This window comes from Pseudoalteromonas sp. 3D05 (assembly GCF_002723455.1).
Classification (GTDB): Bacteria; Pseudomonadota; Gammaproteobacteria; order Enterobacterales; family Alteromonadaceae; genus Pseudoalteromonas.
On sequence record NZ_PDUS01000004.1, the window covers coordinates 39,729 to 57,833 of the forward strand.

At 39.7% G+C, this 18,105-nt stretch carries 14 protein-coding genes; 7 read left to right on the forward strand and 7 right to left on the reverse strand.

Features of this window, described 5'->3' with window-relative positions:
• Positions 1-34: 34 nt before the first annotated feature.
• Complete coding sequence (locus tag CSC79_RS05770; RefSeq protein WP_099294888.1) at positions 35-1,417, forward strand: MFS transporter; 1,383 nt, start codon at positions 35-37, stop codon at positions 1,415-1,417.
• A gap of 46 nt (positions 1,418-1,463) precedes the next feature.
• Here CSC79_RS05770 and CSC79_RS05775 read toward each other — a convergent pair whose 3' ends face one another.
• The 4 genes from CSC79_RS05775 to CSC79_RS05795 form a co-directional block, all read right to left on the reverse strand.
• Positions 1,464-1,703, reverse strand: a complete 240-nt coding sequence (locus CSC79_RS05775) for a helix-turn-helix transcriptional regulator (protein WP_058560149.1) — start codon at positions 1,701-1,703, stop codon at positions 1,464-1,466.
• Positions 1,704-2,703: 1,000 nt separating this feature from the next.
• Positions 2,704-3,042, reverse strand: coding sequence for an iron-sulfur cluster insertion protein ErpA (erpA, locus tag CSC79_RS05785; RefSeq protein ID WP_099294890.1), 339 nt, complete (start codon positions 3,040-3,042; stop codon positions 2,704-2,706).
• A 91-nt stretch (positions 3,043-3,133) separates the two neighbouring features.
• Entirely contained in the window at positions 3,134-3,949 is an 816-nt protein-coding gene (locus CSC79_RS05790) for a transporter substrate-binding domain-containing protein (protein WP_180270393.1), read from the reverse strand.
• Complete coding sequence (locus CSC79_RS05795; RefSeq protein WP_099294892.1) at positions 3,927-5,144, reverse strand: porin; 1,218 nt, start codon at positions 5,142-5,144, stop codon at positions 3,927-3,929. The genes CSC79_RS05790 and CSC79_RS05795 overlap by 23 nt, the downstream gene beginning before the upstream one ends.
• 98 nt (positions 5,145-5,242) lie before the next feature.
• On the opposite strand from CSC79_RS05795, the gene CSC79_RS05800 reads away from it, so the two are divergent.
• The 6 genes from CSC79_RS05800 to CSC79_RS05825 all read left to right on the forward strand — a co-directional run bounded on the left by CSC79_RS05800 (position 5,243) and on the right by CSC79_RS05825 (position 13,783).
• Positions 5,243-7,123 carry a methyl-accepting chemotaxis protein gene (locus CSC79_RS05800; RefSeq protein ID WP_099294893.1) on the forward strand — a complete coding sequence of 627 codons (1,881 nt, stop codon included), beginning with the start codon at positions 5,243-5,245 and terminating at the stop codon, positions 7,121-7,123.
• A 121-nt stretch (positions 7,124-7,244) separates the two neighbouring features.
• Positions 7,245-8,927 (forward strand): chloride channel protein, encoded by a 1,683-nt coding sequence (locus tag CSC79_RS05805; protein WP_099294894.1) that lies wholly within the window; start codon positions 7,245-7,247, stop codon positions 8,925-8,927.
• A gap of 18 nt (positions 8,928-8,945) precedes the next feature.
• Positions 8,946-9,380 (forward strand): CopD family protein, encoded by a 435-nt coding sequence (locus CSC79_RS05810; RefSeq protein ID WP_099294895.1) that lies wholly within the window; start codon positions 8,946-8,948, stop codon positions 9,378-9,380.
• A gap of 83 nt (positions 9,381-9,463) precedes the next feature.
• Entirely contained in the window at positions 9,464-10,480 is a 1,017-nt protein-coding gene (locus tag CSC79_RS05815; protein WP_099294896.1) for an aspartate carbamoyltransferase, read from the forward strand.
• Positions 10,481-10,528: 48 nt separating this feature from the next.
• Positions 10,529-11,809 (forward strand): glutamate-1-semialdehyde 2,1-aminomutase, encoded by a 1,281-nt coding sequence (hemL, locus tag CSC79_RS05820; protein WP_099294897.1) that lies wholly within the window; start codon positions 10,529-10,531, stop codon positions 11,807-11,809.
• A gap of 132 nt (positions 11,810-11,941) precedes the next feature.
• A complete protein-coding gene (locus CSC79_RS05825) occupies positions 11,942-13,783 on the forward strand; it encodes a methyl-accepting chemotaxis protein (protein ID WP_099294898.1) in 1,842 nt (613 codons plus the stop codon).
• A 3-nt stretch (positions 13,784-13,786) separates the two neighbouring features.
• On the opposite strand, the gene mrcB is transcribed toward CSC79_RS05825, so the two are convergent.
• The 3 genes from mrcB to CSC79_RS05840 form a co-directional block, all read right to left on the reverse strand.
• On the reverse strand, positions 13,787-16,135 hold the full coding sequence (gene mrcB, locus CSC79_RS05830; protein WP_099294899.1) for a penicillin-binding protein 1B: 2,349 nt from the start codon (positions 16,133-16,135) through the stop codon (positions 13,787-13,789).
• 396 nt (positions 16,136-16,531) lie between these two features.
• Positions 16,532-16,693, reverse strand: a complete 162-nt coding sequence (locus CSC79_RS05835; protein ID WP_099294900.1) for a YqaE/Pmp3 family membrane protein — start codon at positions 16,691-16,693, stop codon at positions 16,532-16,534.
• Between the two features lie 174 nt (positions 16,694-16,867).
• A complete protein-coding gene (locus CSC79_RS05840; RefSeq protein WP_099294901.1) occupies positions 16,868-18,097 on the reverse strand; it encodes an ammonium transporter in 1,230 nt (409 codons plus the stop codon).
• Positions 18,098-18,105 lie beyond the last annotated feature (8 nt).

An 18,105-nucleotide genomic window follows, 5' to 3' on the forward strand; every position in this document is an offset into this window, starting at 1 on the left:
GCCCCCCGTATCCCTCTTTGCCAATGAAGGCGCTATGAAAAACAACTTATCAATTACTGAATATTTTTCTTACTTTAAAGACAAACGCTTAATTAACGTTTTCATATTTGGTATGAGCAGTGGTTTTCCATGGGTATTGATTGGCTCAGTTATGTCTGCGTGGCTAAAAGACGAAGGTTTGAGCCGCAGTATGATTGGCCTATTTGGCATCGTATTTGGTGCTTACAGCATCAACTTTTTATGGTCTCCTTTAGTTGATCGCATCAAACTGCCCTTGTTGTATAAATGGCTTGGCCAGCGCCGTAGCTGGATACTCTTTTGCCAAAGCTTTATCTTATTGGGTGTGCTTTTACTAGCCGGTTTAGATATAACAGCACATTTAGCCATCGCTGCTGCATTATGCTTATTAATTGCTATTGCATCAGCCACGCAAGATATTGCCATCGATGCGTTTAGGATTGATACTCTCGAGGAGAACGAAAGCCATAAAGCCACAGCTGCTGCTGCAATGGCGACTTCGGGTTGGTGGAGCGGTTATGCATTACTGGGCGCTATTCCTTTTTATATGGCGGATATTCCCAGCGTTGGTTGGCCACAAGTTTATTACTTTCTAGCGGGTTTGATGCTACTACTAATGAGCTGTGTTTTTTGGGCAAAAGAGCCGGTTTCAAATCGTGAAGCTGTCCACCAAGAGTTAGAGCGTATCTATCAAGCAAAGCTTGCTAGCAATGCCACTGACTCACAATCAGCAAAAGTCGTTGCTTGGCTAGCTGTAACTGTTTTAGACCCTTTTAAGACGTTCTTCGCGCGAAACGGCGTAAAAACAGCTTTAGCGCTGCTTACCTTTATATTCCTATTTAAAATTGGTGAAGCTTTCTTAGCACGTATGTCGATTGTATTTTATAAAGAGGTCGGCTTCTCAAATACTCAAATTGCCAATTACTCAAAACTAGGCACAGGGCTAATCACCATAATATTTGCATTTTTAGGGAGTATATTTAATCACAAGTACGGTATTGTTAAAGGTTTGTTTATTAGTGGTGTAGCAATGGCTGCATCCAACTTAATGTTCTCATGGATAGCTCTTGCAGGTCCCAAGGAGCATTTGTATGCGATGGCAATTGTGGTAGATGGTTTTACACAAGCATGGTCTTTAGTTGCTATGGTTGCGTTTATCTCTATGTTGTGTGATCGTGCATTTAGCGCTACACATTATGCATTATTAGCCTCATTGGGTAATTTAGGACGAACTCTACTTTCAAGTTACAGTGGCGTGGTGATAGATGACTGGCTAGGTGGGAACTGGTCTTTATTCTTTATTCTAACTGCGTTGATGGTACTACCGTCCTTGATATTTTTATATGTAATTAGGCATAAGCTTTATGAGCTTGAAAATAACTATCACAATAATAAGTAAAGTGTGAAAGCGCTTCCTTGCACTAGCAAAAAAAATGATTAACGGATTAATCTTCTTTTAACAAGCCTAGACCTTCATACGGGTCTACTTCTAATGCATCGCAATAGCGTAAAAACTCAATCACATCTAAACGACGTTCTTGATTTTCAATTTTACCAATAAAAGAATGCGGTGTACCTAATACCTGTGCAAGGCTACGCATTGTATGGCCTTTCTCATGACGCTTTACTTTAAGCCACTTGGTCAATTTTGAGTTTTCTTCAGAAGAAACTGTTTTACCCATCATAAAAAACATCTCCTACTAGATGATTTAGAGTTAAATTAAAATAAGAATGAAATTTTGCCCGTCTCACTCTTGGATACATTATATACTATATAAAAGCATGTGAAATAAAAAACTTTGAGTACACCTAAAAGGTAAACTAAAAGTTAAAGAATGAAAATAGCTATTGTTAATAGAACAACAAATAAAATATTAAATTATTTGAATACCCCTAATGTATCAAATAATTTATTTTTTTAAACTCACTTTACGATGAATTTTTTTAAATTAAAAATCAATAAGTTAAAATTGAAAAAGAACACGTTTCAACCAATTGAGGGAATTATGTTTAGATTACTCTTTTTATTACCTGTCATACTTTGCATTATTTGGTACTTTTTTCTTAAGCAAAATGGCGTCCCTATTAAACAAGGTAAAAAAGGCTTTATATACATTTTAGCGTTTTCAGCCCTTGTCTTAGGCTTTTTTATTCTAATGATTCAAGTCACACAAAATTAGAAATGGGGGTTTTTAATACTAAAAGGTGCTTTTTCACACAATAAAATAAGCAGGCAAAGAGCTTAGAGTCTTTAGGTTAACTATTCAAAATGAGCATTTCGTTTGGGTTTATGCCCCTTTAGACTCTAATACTATTAATTTAAATTTTTAAAGATTTGGTGCAATGCTGAATATATGAACAATTGTTAGGACTTTTTTCATTCGTCCTCTATTTGTATTAAGCGCTTTAGATAAATACATCGTTTTAAATTTTGACTAACACTATATCGTTATTCACAACAATTTACAGCTCAACATCCCCCAATGGATATACATTTACGCAAAACAACGCTAGTTAAAATTGTGTGTTATTTAGTGATCAAAGGAGTGTGATAGCACTTTAAAATCAATGAAAAATTGCTAAAAATGGAAGGAAGTAAGAATGAAGGTAAATTACACTCAGCAAAGCTAAAAATAAGCTTAAAGTAAAAAAGCCGCTGAATAGCGGCTTAGTATATTTAGTAGGTTATACGCTAAAACTAGCGCCACAGCCACAGGTGGTCGTTGCATTTGGATTAGAAACAAAAAACCTTGCACCTTCCAACCCTTCTGTATAATCAACTTCACCGTCAACTAAATACTGAATACTCATTGGATCAACAACTAATGTAACCCCGTTTTTCACTATTTCTAAGTCGCCTGGGTTCGCTTTCTCGTCAAAAGTAAAGCCATATTGGAAACCAGAACAACCACCGCCTGTAACATAAACACGCAGTTTAAGTTCCGGATTCTCTTCTTCATCAATTAATTGCTTAACACGGATTGCCGCAGCGTCACTAAATTTAATCGGTAATTCTTCTGACATACCAAACCCCTCAATTCCTCTAATAGAAGCGATTATCTAATACCCGAGTGTTTTAATCAAGTATAGCCTGAGCTTATTAGTCTCTAGATTATTATGGCTTAAGTGGCTCACTTTTTTTGACATCAAGCTCATGCATAACACCTAATAACGCGTCATTCATTTTAAAAATAAACTCTTTATCAACACCTTGGCTGAATCCAATATGAGCTGTTTGTTGACTAATTTCATCTTTTTCTTCAACAATAATATGACTCAACTCCGGATTACTCCTTTTTATATTATCAAGCTCATAAAGCGTGGCATTTCTATCATTAACATAGCAATCTAACTTATCTGTTAGTAATTTTATAACGTTAGCCTCAGTACTTTTATTTTCCCACAATTTTATATAGCCTGATTGAATCGCCTTTTTATAGCGCTGATTTAACAGTAAATAACCAGCGTTCATCCCCAAGTGCAAACGTTTTTCCGACGGCAGCTTTAGTGCTAAGGCACTTTCTAAATCTATATTCTGACGACAATAAGTAACCACATGCTCTGTGCCTAATGCTATAGAGTATGATGAGATAAAGGGGCGTTTTTCAGAATGACGATAAGGGGGAATGATCCCGACTACATTTCCTTGTTTAGCGCTCAAAAGGGCCCTTTTCCATGGCATTGGAACAATTTCAACAAAATACTCTCGTTGCAACGGTGTAATTGCACGCCTCAACAACTCAATATAAATCCCCTTTAATACACCATTTTCCACATAGCTATAAGGAGGGTAATCATCATCTGCCAATATGGTTACAACGTTGCTAGTTTGGCTTTTGACTGGGAAGATGAGTGTAGATAGCATCATCAAAAATAATATATATTTTGATAAACACATACCTACTCCATTAATAACGCCAAACTTCTGCATAGTCATACCTAAACCCTATTGATAAAGAGTTAAAGTCCGCTAAATATTCAAAGTCCCTATGCAAAAACTCAACATGCAATCGAAGTTTTTCAACAGGTAACCACTCGAAGGTAAGATTGGCACCATGAAACTTGTGAGTTTTATTCGCTGAATGCCCATCATCAAAGTCAAAATAACCGGCCTTTACTTTGTAATACTTCCCAAAAGGGTAAGCCATGGACATATCAAATGTATGACCCTGTTTATCATGAATCAAATCGCGGCTATATTTTTTATCTTGATAACCTAAAGCAAAGTACAACCCACTATCAAACGTGTAAGCAAATGAGCCCCCTAGTATTTCATTATCGTCAAGCTCCCTTTCTCCTTCATATTCACTTATTTTTGTATAAGTTATCGCAATGTGAAGGTTGTCTTTATCATAACTAACACCACCGTTAATAAGATCGCTATTATTGTCTCCTTCGGCACCATCAAACTGACTGACTAACATCCACGTAAAATGACCTTTACTGATCTGGTAGCTAAGCAGGTTATCAACAAAAAAGAGGCTCTCTGGGTCATAAGCAAATGGGCTATTTCCATGATTAAAAATATCAACGTACTCAGCAATAAACAAATATTGGGCAGGCCGCTGTTTGCCTATACCAACCGTTCCATAAGGACTATCTAAAGCAACGTAGACTTGCCGAGCTTTACCAAAATCTCCATTATTAGATAAATCAATTCCCCACTCGCCATGTAAAATCCCTTGCCAATTATCAGTAAACTCTACCGTTGATTTAAAACCGGCGTGTGAAAGTGCATCCCTTACATCCCATTGCGATTCGTTATTTTCGTCGATATAACCGAGTGTGGGTCTTAATGTTGCATATATTTTTGCTTCTCTTTCTAAACCGCGAGTTTGGTGACTTAATTGCTGTTCTTCTGACTTGGGAAGGGGTGTTTCACGTGGAGGTGATGCGGAACTAGAAGCCATTTTTGTGTGATTTTTTTGCTGCTGTTCGAGTACCTTGATTCGCCGATTGATTGCTTCAAATTGCAACATTAATGGCTCAAGGAGAGCTAATTGTGCTTTTATTTGACTAAGTTCAGATTTCAAATTGTTGAGCTCTTGTTCCTCGCCCACCTCTTGTCCGTAGACTGAAAAAACATTAGCGGCTGTAAACAACAAGCAAATGAGCTTAACTCGCATAAACATACCTTACTATTTAAACTTTCATTAAGTGTAGACTATATTTATATCTAGATAGCTAAAATGTTCATCCAAGCACTCTTTAAAAGTGGAACCTTATGAAAATCAGAACTAAATTTTCCATCGCCTCAGGCATCGTGGTATTTATCGTAATTTCAGTAATAGCAACAACCACATACCTACTCGTACAGCAGACTCTTCGCAAGTCTACAACTGCCTATGTTCAAGATAACGCCTCATTGCTATCAAACAGTATCAGTAATTGGCTCATTAGCAGGTCGGCACAAATAAACATTTTGAAAAATCAGCTTGAATCAGATTTTTCGAAACAAAATTTTCAATCAAGTTTAGAAAATAAAGCACTAACAACTGATTTTTCTCTAGTGTTTGGTACGTTGAATGATGAAAAAACGCTGCGATCTAATGATAAAAATAGAGTTAACCCTCCAGGCATTGACTTCAGACAAAGACCTTGGTTTAAATTAGCAAAGAATAGTAACAATACTCTATTTACGGCCCCGTACGTTGATGCTGCAACAAATGAGCTTCTCTTATCAGTTGTGAGTGCCATCAATACTGAAAATGGTTTTCAAGGCGTCATTGGCGGTGACTTGAGCTTAGATGCAATAGCGAACAGCGTAAACACAATCAATTTTAATGGAAATGGGTTGGCATTTTTAGTCGATGGCGAAGGTAAAATAATCACTCACCCATCCTCAGATTTAAATAATAAGCAAACCCAAACTGTATACAGTTCCTCCCCAGCTAATACAAAAAACATTCTGCATATAGATCATGATGGCAAAGAAAAGTTGTTGTATTTTTACCCGTTAAATAATGAAGCAGGAGTCGATTGGTCTATTGCGATGCTACTTGAAAAAGATAAAGTGTATGAGTCATTAACTGCTTTTACGACACGCACATTACTGATAGCGATTTTTAGTATCACCTGCTGTGTCTTTATCCTAAGAAAGCTTGCTAAATTATTATTAAAGCCCTTGGATGAACTTGAGCAAGCAATCAATGTAATCGCCTCTGGTGGTGGGGATTTAACACAACGATTAACAATCTCCTCAGAAGACGAATGTGGTGTTGTTGCAAATAGTTTTAATCAGTTTTTATCATCATTACAGTCGTTAGTTACGGGTGTAATAGGGAAAGCAAACAACGTTGAAGAGCAAAGTAGCGCAGCAAAATCTTTGTCAACAGAATCCAGCCGCTCGCTCAATAAACAGTATCAATTAATTGATAGTCTAGCCACTGCGATGCATCAAATGAGTACAACTTCTACAGAAATAGCGTCAAGCGCCCAAGAGGCAGCCTCTTCTGTAACATCAGTCAATAAATCAACCACCTCAAGCAAAGCTCTTTTTGAGAAAACCGCATCGGATATAGCAAGCTTATCTGATTCAATATCTAACTCTCAGGAGCTCAGTAATCAACTTGCAGAACACAGTAATAGTATTGAACAGATACTGTCTGTTATTAATAATGTTGCAGAGCAAACTAACTTACTAGCACTCAATGCAGCGATTGAAGCAGCCAGAGCGGGTGAGCAAGGCCGAGGGTTTGCTGTTGTCGCAGACGAAGTAAGAACATTGGCATCACGTACACAAAGTTCAACTACTGAAATTAAATCGATGATTGAACAAATACAATTATTCTCATCTAAAGTTCAACAAGCTATGGAGCAAAGCAAACAAAAAGCGTCTCAATGCGTTGAGCAAACAGAAGTCGCAAATCAATCACTGAACATGATTTCAATGTCCGTAAAAGACATTATGGACAGAAACTTTCAAATTGCCGCTGCGATAGAAGAACAAAGCACTGTAATAGAAGAGATAAATAAAAACACAATTTATATTAAAGATATTAGCGTCCAAGTAGATGAGTTTGCAAAAGAGCAATATGAAACCAACACAAACTTAGCCGAAAATGTTAATGGTCAACAAAGCTTACTTAATAAATTTATTGTTTAATTAAGTCACGCTCTAAACCACACTTAAATGATTGAATATCTCTAGATACTTCAAAATCAAAAGGACTTACGGTTTCACTTTTGGTAAACTTGCGGCTTAAAAGTGCTGTGAGGAAATATGCATGTGGCTCGAAACGCTGAGGCGTCAACTAGCAAAGCCTAAGACATCTGTTCAACTATGCTTGCTCGGCGTGTGCGCAGGGCTAATTGCCGCAATTTTAATAATCTTCTTTCGCCTCACCATCATGTTTTTCCAGAGTTTATTTCTGAGTACGCCTGATGACTTCACCACACTGCCAACTCTAGAACGTGTAATGCTTCCAATAGGAGCGGCATTAATAATCGCATCATTTGCAGCACTTACTGGTTTTAAACATTATCGTTTAGGCATTCCTTTTGTTATACATCGGATAAAAAAACATTACGGCCAAATGCCTTTGTATAACACCGTGAATCAATTTGTCGGGGGAGCTTTAGCGCTGATCAGTGGCTTCTCTGTTGGCCGGGAAGGCCCTTCTGTTCATTTAGGGGCAACGGGTGCAAGTTTACTCGCTGACAGATTGCACTTGCCTCATAACTCAATGCGTACACTAAGCGGCTGCGGCGTTGCTGCCGGCATTGCTGCCTCATTTAACACCCCTTTAGCCGCCGTAATATTTGTTATGGAAGTGGTGTTAAGGGAATATAAAGTACATATTTTTGTACCAATAATGCTCGCAGCAGTGACAGGCGCTCTGGCAACACAATTTGTCTTTGGTAATGCGTCAGAATTAGCACTTATTACTATTACTCCCCTTTCTGGCTGGCACTATCCATTCCTCATCGTATTTGGCATGGCACTTGGTGCGGTTGCATTTGCTTTTAATCAAAATTTAATGTTGATTATTCGTACCTTTAAACCTTTGAGTATGTTCCCGCGACTATTACTCGCCGGCCTTATTGCGGGGTTGATTGCTTATTTAGTTCCTCATGCGATGGGCTCAGGTATGAGCGCAATTACACTAGCAATAGAGTCCCCAGATGACCTGCAGTTTTTAACCACCATTTTAATCGCAAAGCTTCTAGCAACTTTATTTGCTATTGGCCTAGGTATTCCTGGTGGGATTATTGGCCCAGTCATTGGGCTTGGTGTTTTAATGGGCACGCTTATGGCGTTTTTTGCGCAGTTTATTAGCCCAGGAGTGGATATTGCCGGCACCTACAGCGTATTAGGAATGGCAGGATTACTAGCAGCCACGTTACACGCACCTCTTGCTGCATTAACCACGGTAATGGAGCTCACATCGAGTCCTGAAATAATCGTGCCTGCTATGTTGGTAATTTCAACCGCCTACGTAACCGCTCTGCAAGTATTTGGAAACAGGTCTATTTTCATGCAGCAGTTAGACTTCCAAGGACTTGAATATCAAATATCACCAGCGACAGAAGCCTTACAAAAAGTAGGGGTAATGGATGAAATGGACGAACAATTTAAGCTGCTTTACAGTGACGATAAAGAACAAATTAAAACGAGCTTAGATGCCCTTGATAGCCAAACGCCATTGATTGTGCATGATGCTGAAAACGGATATAGATTAGCCGAATATGATTTGAGCTTAATGTCGGACCAAAATATTTCTATCAACTATATCAGTCTTCAGGGGCTAAGCAGCCAAGCAACATTAGCTGATGCGTTTGACCTTCTAAAAGATAAACGTTCCGGCGCTGTCTATATTTATAATCTGATGGATAACCAACAAATTATGGGAATAATGCGGTGGGATAAAATCCGTCACATTCTAACGATACGAAATACCCTATTATAATCAGTTAAAGAGATCACTATGAGTGTCTTACTTGTCTATAAAGCTTTACATGTATTTTTTATGATAGCCTGGTTTGCGGGCATATTTTACTTACCTCGTTTATTTGTTTACCACGCAATGACCGAAGAAAAGTCTTGCAGTTCAATGCTGAAAATTATGGAGCGTCGCCTACTCTTTTTTGTAACACCCTTTGCGTTTTTAACCACTATTTTTGGCGTCCTAATGATTGTAGAATATGGCCGCGATTGGTTTAAATACAGCATGTGGTTACATTACAAATTAGTACTGGTGATTATTTTATACGCATACCACGCCTACTGTTTTAAGTTATTGGCTGACTTTAAACACGATAGAAATAAACGCACTGATCGTTTTTATCGTATTTTCAATGAGCTGCCAGTACTGTTGCTACTTGTTATTGTATTTTTAGCGGTAACTAAGCCCAGTTTATAAAAAATTTGTTATAATATCGCGCGATTGCGTGCCCATGATTCATGGTTGATTGCGCCCCATTTCAATGTAATAGGAATAACCCAATGTTAAGTTTCCAAGGCGAAAATATTCTTTCTGTGAATCAGCTCAATAGAGACTGTATTGAACGTATTTTTGCAGTAGCCAAAAAAATGGAACCGTATGCTAAAAAGCAAAAACGCACCAATGTATTAGAAGGCGCCATCTTAGCAAACCTATTCTTTGAACCTAGCACGCGTACACGAGTAAGTTTTGGTACTGCTTTTAATTTGTTAGGTGGACTCGTTCGTGAAACCACAGGCATGCAAAGCTCAGCCCTTGCAAAAGGAGAGTCACTTTATGACACTGCTCGTGTTATTTCAGCCTACGCTGATGCAGTCGCTATGCGTCACCCAGATGCGGGGTCTGTCGCTGAGTTTGCAACTGGCTGCTCTGTGCCAGTAATCAATGGTGGAGATGGTCCTAACGAGCACCCAACGCAAGCGTTACTTGATCTATTAACGATTGAGCGTGAACTAAATCGCTTTGAACAAGGTATAGATGGGATGCATATAGCGCTTGTTGGTGATTTAAAATACGGTCGTACCGTTCATTCACTGTCTAAGCTGCTGTGTCATTACAAAGATATAAAATTCTCAATGGTTGCACCTGATGGCTTACAAATGCCAAGTTACATCTTAGACGCTGTTGATAATGCAGGTCATAAGATTGAACTTGTTGATAAAATGGAAGGTAACCTAGCGGCTGATATCGTGTACCAAACACGTATCCAAGAAGAGCGCTTCCCATCGCAAGAAGAAGCCAATAAATACCGCGGAGGTTTCCGCATAAGTCAATCAATTTACAATGCACACTGTAAACCAAGCTCAGTGTTAATGCATCCGTTACCGCGTGATAGCCGCTTAGAAGCAAATGAGCTCGATAACGATTTAAATAGTAACGATAACCTTGCTATTTTCCGTCAAGTGCAAAATGGCGTGCTAATTCGCATGGCGTTATTTGCATTAACATTAGATGTTGCAGACAAAGTTGAAAAGTATGAAGTTGAAGTACCTTGGTTTAGCCGTAAACGTAACAGTTAAGCAATACTTTATTTCAAAATAAACCATGAAAACTCAATAGGAATATTCATGACAATTAGCCAAGATTTATTTGCCCGCGCCCAAGCATCAATCCCGGGTGGCGTTAACTCTCCAGTTCGTGCCTTTAATGGCGTAGGCGGTACGCCTTTATTCATTACCAAAGCGCAAGGCCCGTTTACTTTTGACGCTGATGGTAACCGTTATATTGACTACGTTGGTTCATGGGGACCAATGATTTTGGGTCACAACCACCCTGCTATCAAGCAAGCGGTACTTGACGCTGTTGAAAATGGTTTAAGCTACGGTGCGCCAACCGAAACCGAAATTTTCATGGCAGAAAAAGTAAAACAGTTAGTACCATCAATTGAAAAAGTACGCATGGTAAGCTCAGGCACAGAAGCAACCATGAGCGCGATTCGTTTAGCACGCGGTTACACTGGTCGTGACAAGATACTTAAATTTGAAGGCTGCTACCACGGTCATGCTGACTCATTATTGGTTAAAGCAGGCTCTGGCGCGTTAACAATGGGTGTACCAAACTCTCCAGGTATTCCTGAGGACTTCGCTAAACATACTTTAACTGTATCGTTTAATAACCTAGACGAAGTTAAGGCTATTTTTGCAAAATACGCTGACGAAATTGCTTGTGTTATCGTAGAGCCCGTAGCAGGTAACATGAACTGTATTCCTCCTGTAGAAGGCTTTTTAGAAGGCCTACGCGCAGTGTGTGACGAGTACAAATCGGTACTTATCTTTGATGAAGTCATGACGGGTTTTCGTGTCGCCCTTGGTGGTGCACAGGCGTATTACAACATCAAGCCAGACTTAACGTGTTTAGGCAAAGTGATTGGCGGTGGTATGCCTGTAGGCGCGTTTGGTGGTAAAAATGAAATCATGGATTACATTGCACCTGTAGGGCCTGTATATCAAGCAGGCACGCTTTCTGGTAACCCAATTGCAATGGCTGCAGGCTTAAAAGCACTTGAATTACTTGATGTTGACGGTCTTCACGACGCACTTGAAGCAAAAAGCAAAGCGATTTGTGAAGGCTTTGAAGCGGCTGCTAAAAAGGCCGGCATTCCACTGACCACTAATTATGCCGGTGGTATGTATGGTTTTTTCTTCACTGAACAAGAGAAAGTAACGACTTACCAACAAGCAACGCAATGTGACTTAGAACGTTTTAAAAAATTCTTCCACTTAATGCTTGAAGAAGGTGTATATTTAGCCCCTTCAGCGTTTGAAGCAGGCTTTGTTTGTTCTGAACACTCAGAGCAAGAAATTGCCGATACTATCGCCGCTGCAGAACGCGCATTTGCAAAACTTTAATCCACCTGTTTTGCTATAAAAAAAAGCCCGTAAGGGCTTTTTTCGTTTTTTTGCTTAATTTTTATGAATGAAAAGGTTGAGTCTATCGGTCTTGTTTACTAATGAATTCAATTTTGCCAAATAAGCGACCCCATGACAGGACTACGACAATTAACCGCCCCTGCTATCAACTTGATGGTAAATTTGAAGTACAAAACTAAAATCAGTTTAGTGTTTGGGATTCTTTTAGTGCCATTAGCACTGAGCCTCTTTTTCTTACTCACACTTTTGACCGAAAGCATCGAAGTTTCTACGATGAAACGTCAAGGCTTGCAAACTTATCGCCTTTTACTTGATAACCAAATTTCGGGCAACACCAGCAATAATGCAGCGCTTGCCAGAAGTTATGGCTATGCTGTGGATGATAGCCAAAACCTTGATGCCCTTGAATTGGTATCCATTCAATCTCAACTCGCCATTGATGATCATCTACCCAGTGCATACTTAAATAGAGTATTAGTGTCACCGATCCCAGCTTTGATCAAACAAATAAATTTAGCCAATGAGAGTGCTAATAAAGTACTCGATGATAACGCATTTTCTCCTGCTACATTTATTGCGTTATCCAATGTCACGAAATCACTCCCACAATACCAAGCGCACATACAAAAAACTTTAATTGTCGCGACGAGCGCAGATACCTTAGTAGACGAAAAGCTTACGCCTTTACTAACACAACTACAAAACAGTGTGACTAATTTTAAAAATACCATAGATAAAGAAATGCTCGAGCCTGATAGCTTATCTATCTCTAAAAGCGACTTTACCCACTATTATAATGCGGTTCAACGCGACTTAGAGAAGTTGATTACACAAAGTGTCCCAACACTCGAACAGCTTGTTACGGATAAGCTGCAAGAACAACGTATGATCAGAAACATTGTTTTAGTAGCGTCATTATTGAGCTTGTTAAGTGCTGCATATCTATTGGTCGGTTTTTATTTTGCCGTTGTTGATGGAGTGACACGTTTTGCCAATGCAGCTAAGCAAGCTGCTAATGGTGATTTAAACGCGAGCTTAGCAACAATTGGGAGTGATGAAATGAGTATTATCACTGCACGTTATAATGCGCTACTTAACGCATTTACCCAATTACTGGCAGATGTTAAAACAACCACTGTTGACCTAAGTCAAGCAACTCAATCTTTACAACAAACAAGCCATAAAACCAGTATGGATGTAAGTGAGCAACAAAACCGTGTTAGTACCATTCACACTGTACTCGAAGATATGTCGCAAAGTGCGCAGGCTATTGAAGGTTCAGCAGCTCAGGCAATGCACATTGCGCAAAGCGCAGCAGACCATGTAAAAGAAAGCTCAAAGAACACCATGACACTCGCTAAGTACATGGAAGACTTACAAGTTGAATTTAAAGAAAACCAAAACGCTTTAGACCGATTAGCAATCGATAGCCAAAATATTGGTAACGTCAGCAAAGGAATTAGTGATATTGCCGATCAAACTAACTTGCTTGCACTGAATGCCGCAATTGAAGCTGCCCGAGCGGGAGAACAAGGAAGGGGATTTGCGGTTGTTGCGGATGAAGTGCGTACACTCGCATCAAGAACGCAGTTACAAACACAAGAGATACACCAAATCATTAGCTCTCTTCAGAAAGCGTCTGACGATACACAACAAAAAATGCAGCGCAGTGTGAAGAAAATGGCAGAGTGTGTGGGGTCAGCAAACAACACAAACACGGTACTACAAAACGCGCAGCACAGTATGCTAGAAATCCAGCAGCAAGGAGAACTTATTGCGCAAAAAGTGCAAGAACAGTCACAAGCGACTGCACATGCACTCAATGATGCTGAACAAATTAGTACTCTTGCGGTGCAAACACAAACATCGGCACAATCAGGCTTTGATGACGCAAGAAAACTAAATCAATTATCAGAGTTGCTTACAACAGCAATGAATCAGTTTAAAGTTTAAAGTTTACTGCTGACAGCGTGGCCTTGGTTCAAACTCACTCGCTCTAAGTGGTAGCTGAATAACCTTGCCACAGCCTGGCGGTGCTTGTAAGCCAGTTTGTTCATTAACAAATGCCCATCGAATAGACGGCGGGCGCGTATCAGCTATTGATTCTGGATTTAGTGGTTTCAAATAACGAATATATGTCTCAAGTGCCCCGACACTTCCAGTTAAGCCAGTGCTCTTATTATCATCACGGCCTAGCCATGCAACAGTAACAGTGCTTTGATCAAAGCCTGCAAACCAACTATCGCGCAAATCGTTGCTGGTGCCTGTTTTACCTGCTAACTGAATTGATGGGAAGTGTGCATTTAAACGCTTAGCTGTACCATCTTTAGTCACTCGCTTCATGGCATACTTAGTCATGTATACAGACGCTTTATCAAATCGAGGCTCAGAAATAACTTGGTGTTGATAAAGTACTTTGCCGACTGAATCGGTTAATGCTGAAATTGATGTAAGCTCTCTATATTCACCATCTGCAGCAAGTGTTGTATAAAGCTGTGCAACTTCGAGGCTCGACATTTCAACGGCACCTAATAACAATGAAGGGTACTGATCTATATGCCCTTTGGCACCAAGCTTTTCTAGCGTACCTGCAACATTGTCAACGCCAACATCTAAACCTAGATTGACCGCAGGAATATTAATACTTTTACTAAACGCTTTGTGCATTGGCATCATGCCGCGAAATTGACGGTCGAAGTTTTCTGGTTGCCACACATTGCCTTGCTCATTAGTCACTTGTACAGGTGAATCGTCAAGTAGAGTTGCAAGGTTATAACTAGGAGACTCAAGCGCCGTTAAATACACTGCGGGCTTCACTAAAGAGCCAATATTACGTTTGGTATCTAACACGCGATTAAACCCTAAAAAGCGTGGATCACGGCCCGCTACTAATGCAGAAATCCCGCCCTTTTCAACGTTTACTGAAACCATAGCTGCTTCTAACTGCTCTGTGGTTGCGCGTTTTTCAAGGTAAGGAATGCTTTTTGTGATGGCATCTTCCATCGCGGCTTGTTTTTGTAAATCAAAATAGGTGAAGACTCGAACGCCGGCATCAAGCACATCCTGATCAGGAAGGAGTTGTTTCAACTCACGATCCACCAGCTCTAAATAACCAGGATAGGACTTAGGTAAACTGTCTTTCATTGGCGCGATATCAATAGGACGCTTTAGTGATGCACGATATTCTCGCGTATTTATCAATTTATTATCGACCATCAAACGCAGAACAAGATCACGGCGTTCCATCGTACGCTCGCTGTACCTTCGCGGATTATAATAAGAAGGTCCTTTAACCATAGCCACCAGTAAGGCTATTTGATCGTACTCAAGCTCATCAACGGGTTTTGAAAAATAAAACTCAGAAGCCAAGCCCATACCATGTACCCCTTGGTTGTAAGACTGGCCAAGATATACTTCATTCAAATACGCTTCTAAGATTTGATCTTTAGAATAACGATAATCCAGGATCAACGCGATAAGTGCTTCATTAAACTTACGAATAAGTGTGCGGTCACGGGTTAAGTAAATATTCTTTGCTAGCTGCTGAGTTAACGTACTGCCGCCCTGAACCGTGCGACCAGCTTTAATGTTGCTGTATAATGCACGCATAATTGATAAAACAGATACGCCATGGTGTTCATAAAACTTTTGATCTTCTACAACCAGTAAGGTGTCTTTAAGCATGCGTGGAAATTTATCAAGAGGGACGAACTCGCGATCTTGTTTCGAATCATTACCAATTCGGGCAATTTGTACTGGCTCTAAACGCGCACTATTCAAACGTCGACCAAATTTGTCTTTGATTGTCGCCAACTTCTGCCCAGCAAATCGTAGTTCAATTACTTGTGAATCTTCAAGGCCATCAAAAAACTCAAACTCACGACGATAAATTTTAATGCTATCGCCCGCTTTTATGTATTGTCCTGTGCGGCTTAACTTATTAACTGATGAGTAATTTAACCTATCAAGTTCCCAAATCACTTCTTGAGCTGACAAAAATTGCCCAGGATAAAAGCTCATAGCACGTGCATAAACTTGAGCAGGAAGCTGCCATTTATTGCCTTCGAACTGGCGTGTTATTTTTGCATCCAAATAGATTAAGTAAAGCGCCATTGCAATGATACCTGCAAGGATAAGCTTCCAAAGCACAGACACTAACTTACGTGTAAAACTGCGTTTTTTGGGCGTTTTAGATGAGTCTTTTTTGGGTGTCTTTTTGGAGGTGTTTGCAGCCTTGCTCGCTGTCTTTTTGGCAGAGCGTTTTGCCGGAGTTTTAGGTGTGCGAGGTTCTTTTTTATCAGCCATTACGTTGCTATTACTTCCGGAAGTTAATTTACAGGTGCGAGCTTAGCATATCGCCATATACCCAAGCCACCTCAAAATGCATAATTCACTGTTCCAAAAAGGCTTAATATCAAGGCGTTACTTTGCAACAATGGCAATTTCTTTTAAAAGTAACATCGATGAAAATGAATGCCTGTGAAACGCCTAAGAGTTGGAAAAAGTAATTTATACTGCGTTGTTAATTTTTAGTAATAGAATCACTATAACTTGCAATCAACGCCCTGCCTAAATCACTTTTAATTCCAACCTAAATTAGCATCTTTAAGTAGTTTGGGTGTACAAGCTAACACCTGTAAAATTAACTGAAACTGAAAGTCGCTACACTCACATTTTCTTTCTTTGTACTGTCAGTCAATTTTAGCGAGTACATAACCAAATCGAGTGAATAACCGCCGGTATAAACAAAACAAAGCACAATAAAATATTGATTAATAAATGTTTACCAACACCCGCTTTTAGAAGTACCGCCACCGGTGGTAAAAATAGTGATAAAATTATAAGAATTAACTTGTTATCCATAAATATCCTTTATTGTTTGTATTTAGCCATTAAAGCATAGCCTCAATTACTTATTATTCCTATCTGATACTTCTGATTTTATTGGCCTTCAAATTGAATGCTAATTACAAAAAAACCCTAGCAGATGCTAGGGTTTTGTTCGAACACACAATGAACTTTTACAATTTAGAGGTATTAGTTACCACGCACTGATACAAACTCAGGGTAAGCATCTATGCCACAATCGTGTTGATCCATACCGTTTAACTCTTCTTCTTCGGTAACACGGATACCCATAGTCTTTTTCAGCACAACCCAGACAGCTAATGAAGCAACAAATACAAAGCCTAAGATACATACCAAACCAATTAGTTGATTAACAAAGCTGGCATCAGCGTTTGATACTGGCACTAAAATAATACCCAAGATACCACACACACCGTGTACTGATATTGCACCTACAGGGTCATCAATCTTAACTTTGTCTAAAGCTACAATACTAAACACAACCAACGAACCACCTAAAATACCCAATACACAGGCCATCACTGGTGATGGTGAAAGTGGGTCAGCAGTTATAACAACTAAGCCGGCAAGCGCACCATTAAGTACCATGGTTAAATCTGCTTTACCCCACAACACTTTACATACAAACAATGCTGCAATAGCGCCCGTTGCCGCAGCAGCGTTAGTATTTAGTAAAATTTGACCTACCGCAGTTGCATTTTCAGCATCAGAGATTAGAAGCTGTGAGCCACCGTTGAAGCCAAACCACCCCATCCATAAAATAAATGTACCGAGTGTAGCAAGTGGTAAGTTAGAGCCTGGAATTGGGTAAATCTCACCGTTTTTACCGTATTTACCTTTACGAGCGCCTAGCATTAATACACCAGCAAGCGCAGCGGCAGCCCCTGTGCCATGCACAATTGCAGAGCCGGCAAAATCAACAAAGCCCATTTCAGACAAGAAACCACCGCCCCATGTCCAATATCCTTCGATTGGGTAGATAAAACCAGTTAGCACGATTGCAAATGCAAGGAACGCCCATAATTTCATGCGTTCGGCAACAGCACCTGACACAATCGACATTGCGGTTGCAACAAATACAACTTGGAAGAAGAAGTCGGACTCTAATGAGTGATCAGCATCTGCAGCTTGGGTCCCAATCAAAGCGCCTATTGAAGGTACTAAGCCACCCTCGGCATTGTCTACATACATGATGTTGTAGCCAACGAGCAAAAACATCGTACAAGCTATCGCGTATAGCGCAACGTTTTTAGTTAAGATTTCAGTGGTATTTTTTGAGCGAACTAAGCCCGCTTCCAGCATGGCAAAACCTGCTGCCATCCACATAACTAAAATACCTGAGATTAAAAAATAAAATGTATCTAATGAAAACTTTAATTCTACTATCGTGTTTTCCATCATGCGTC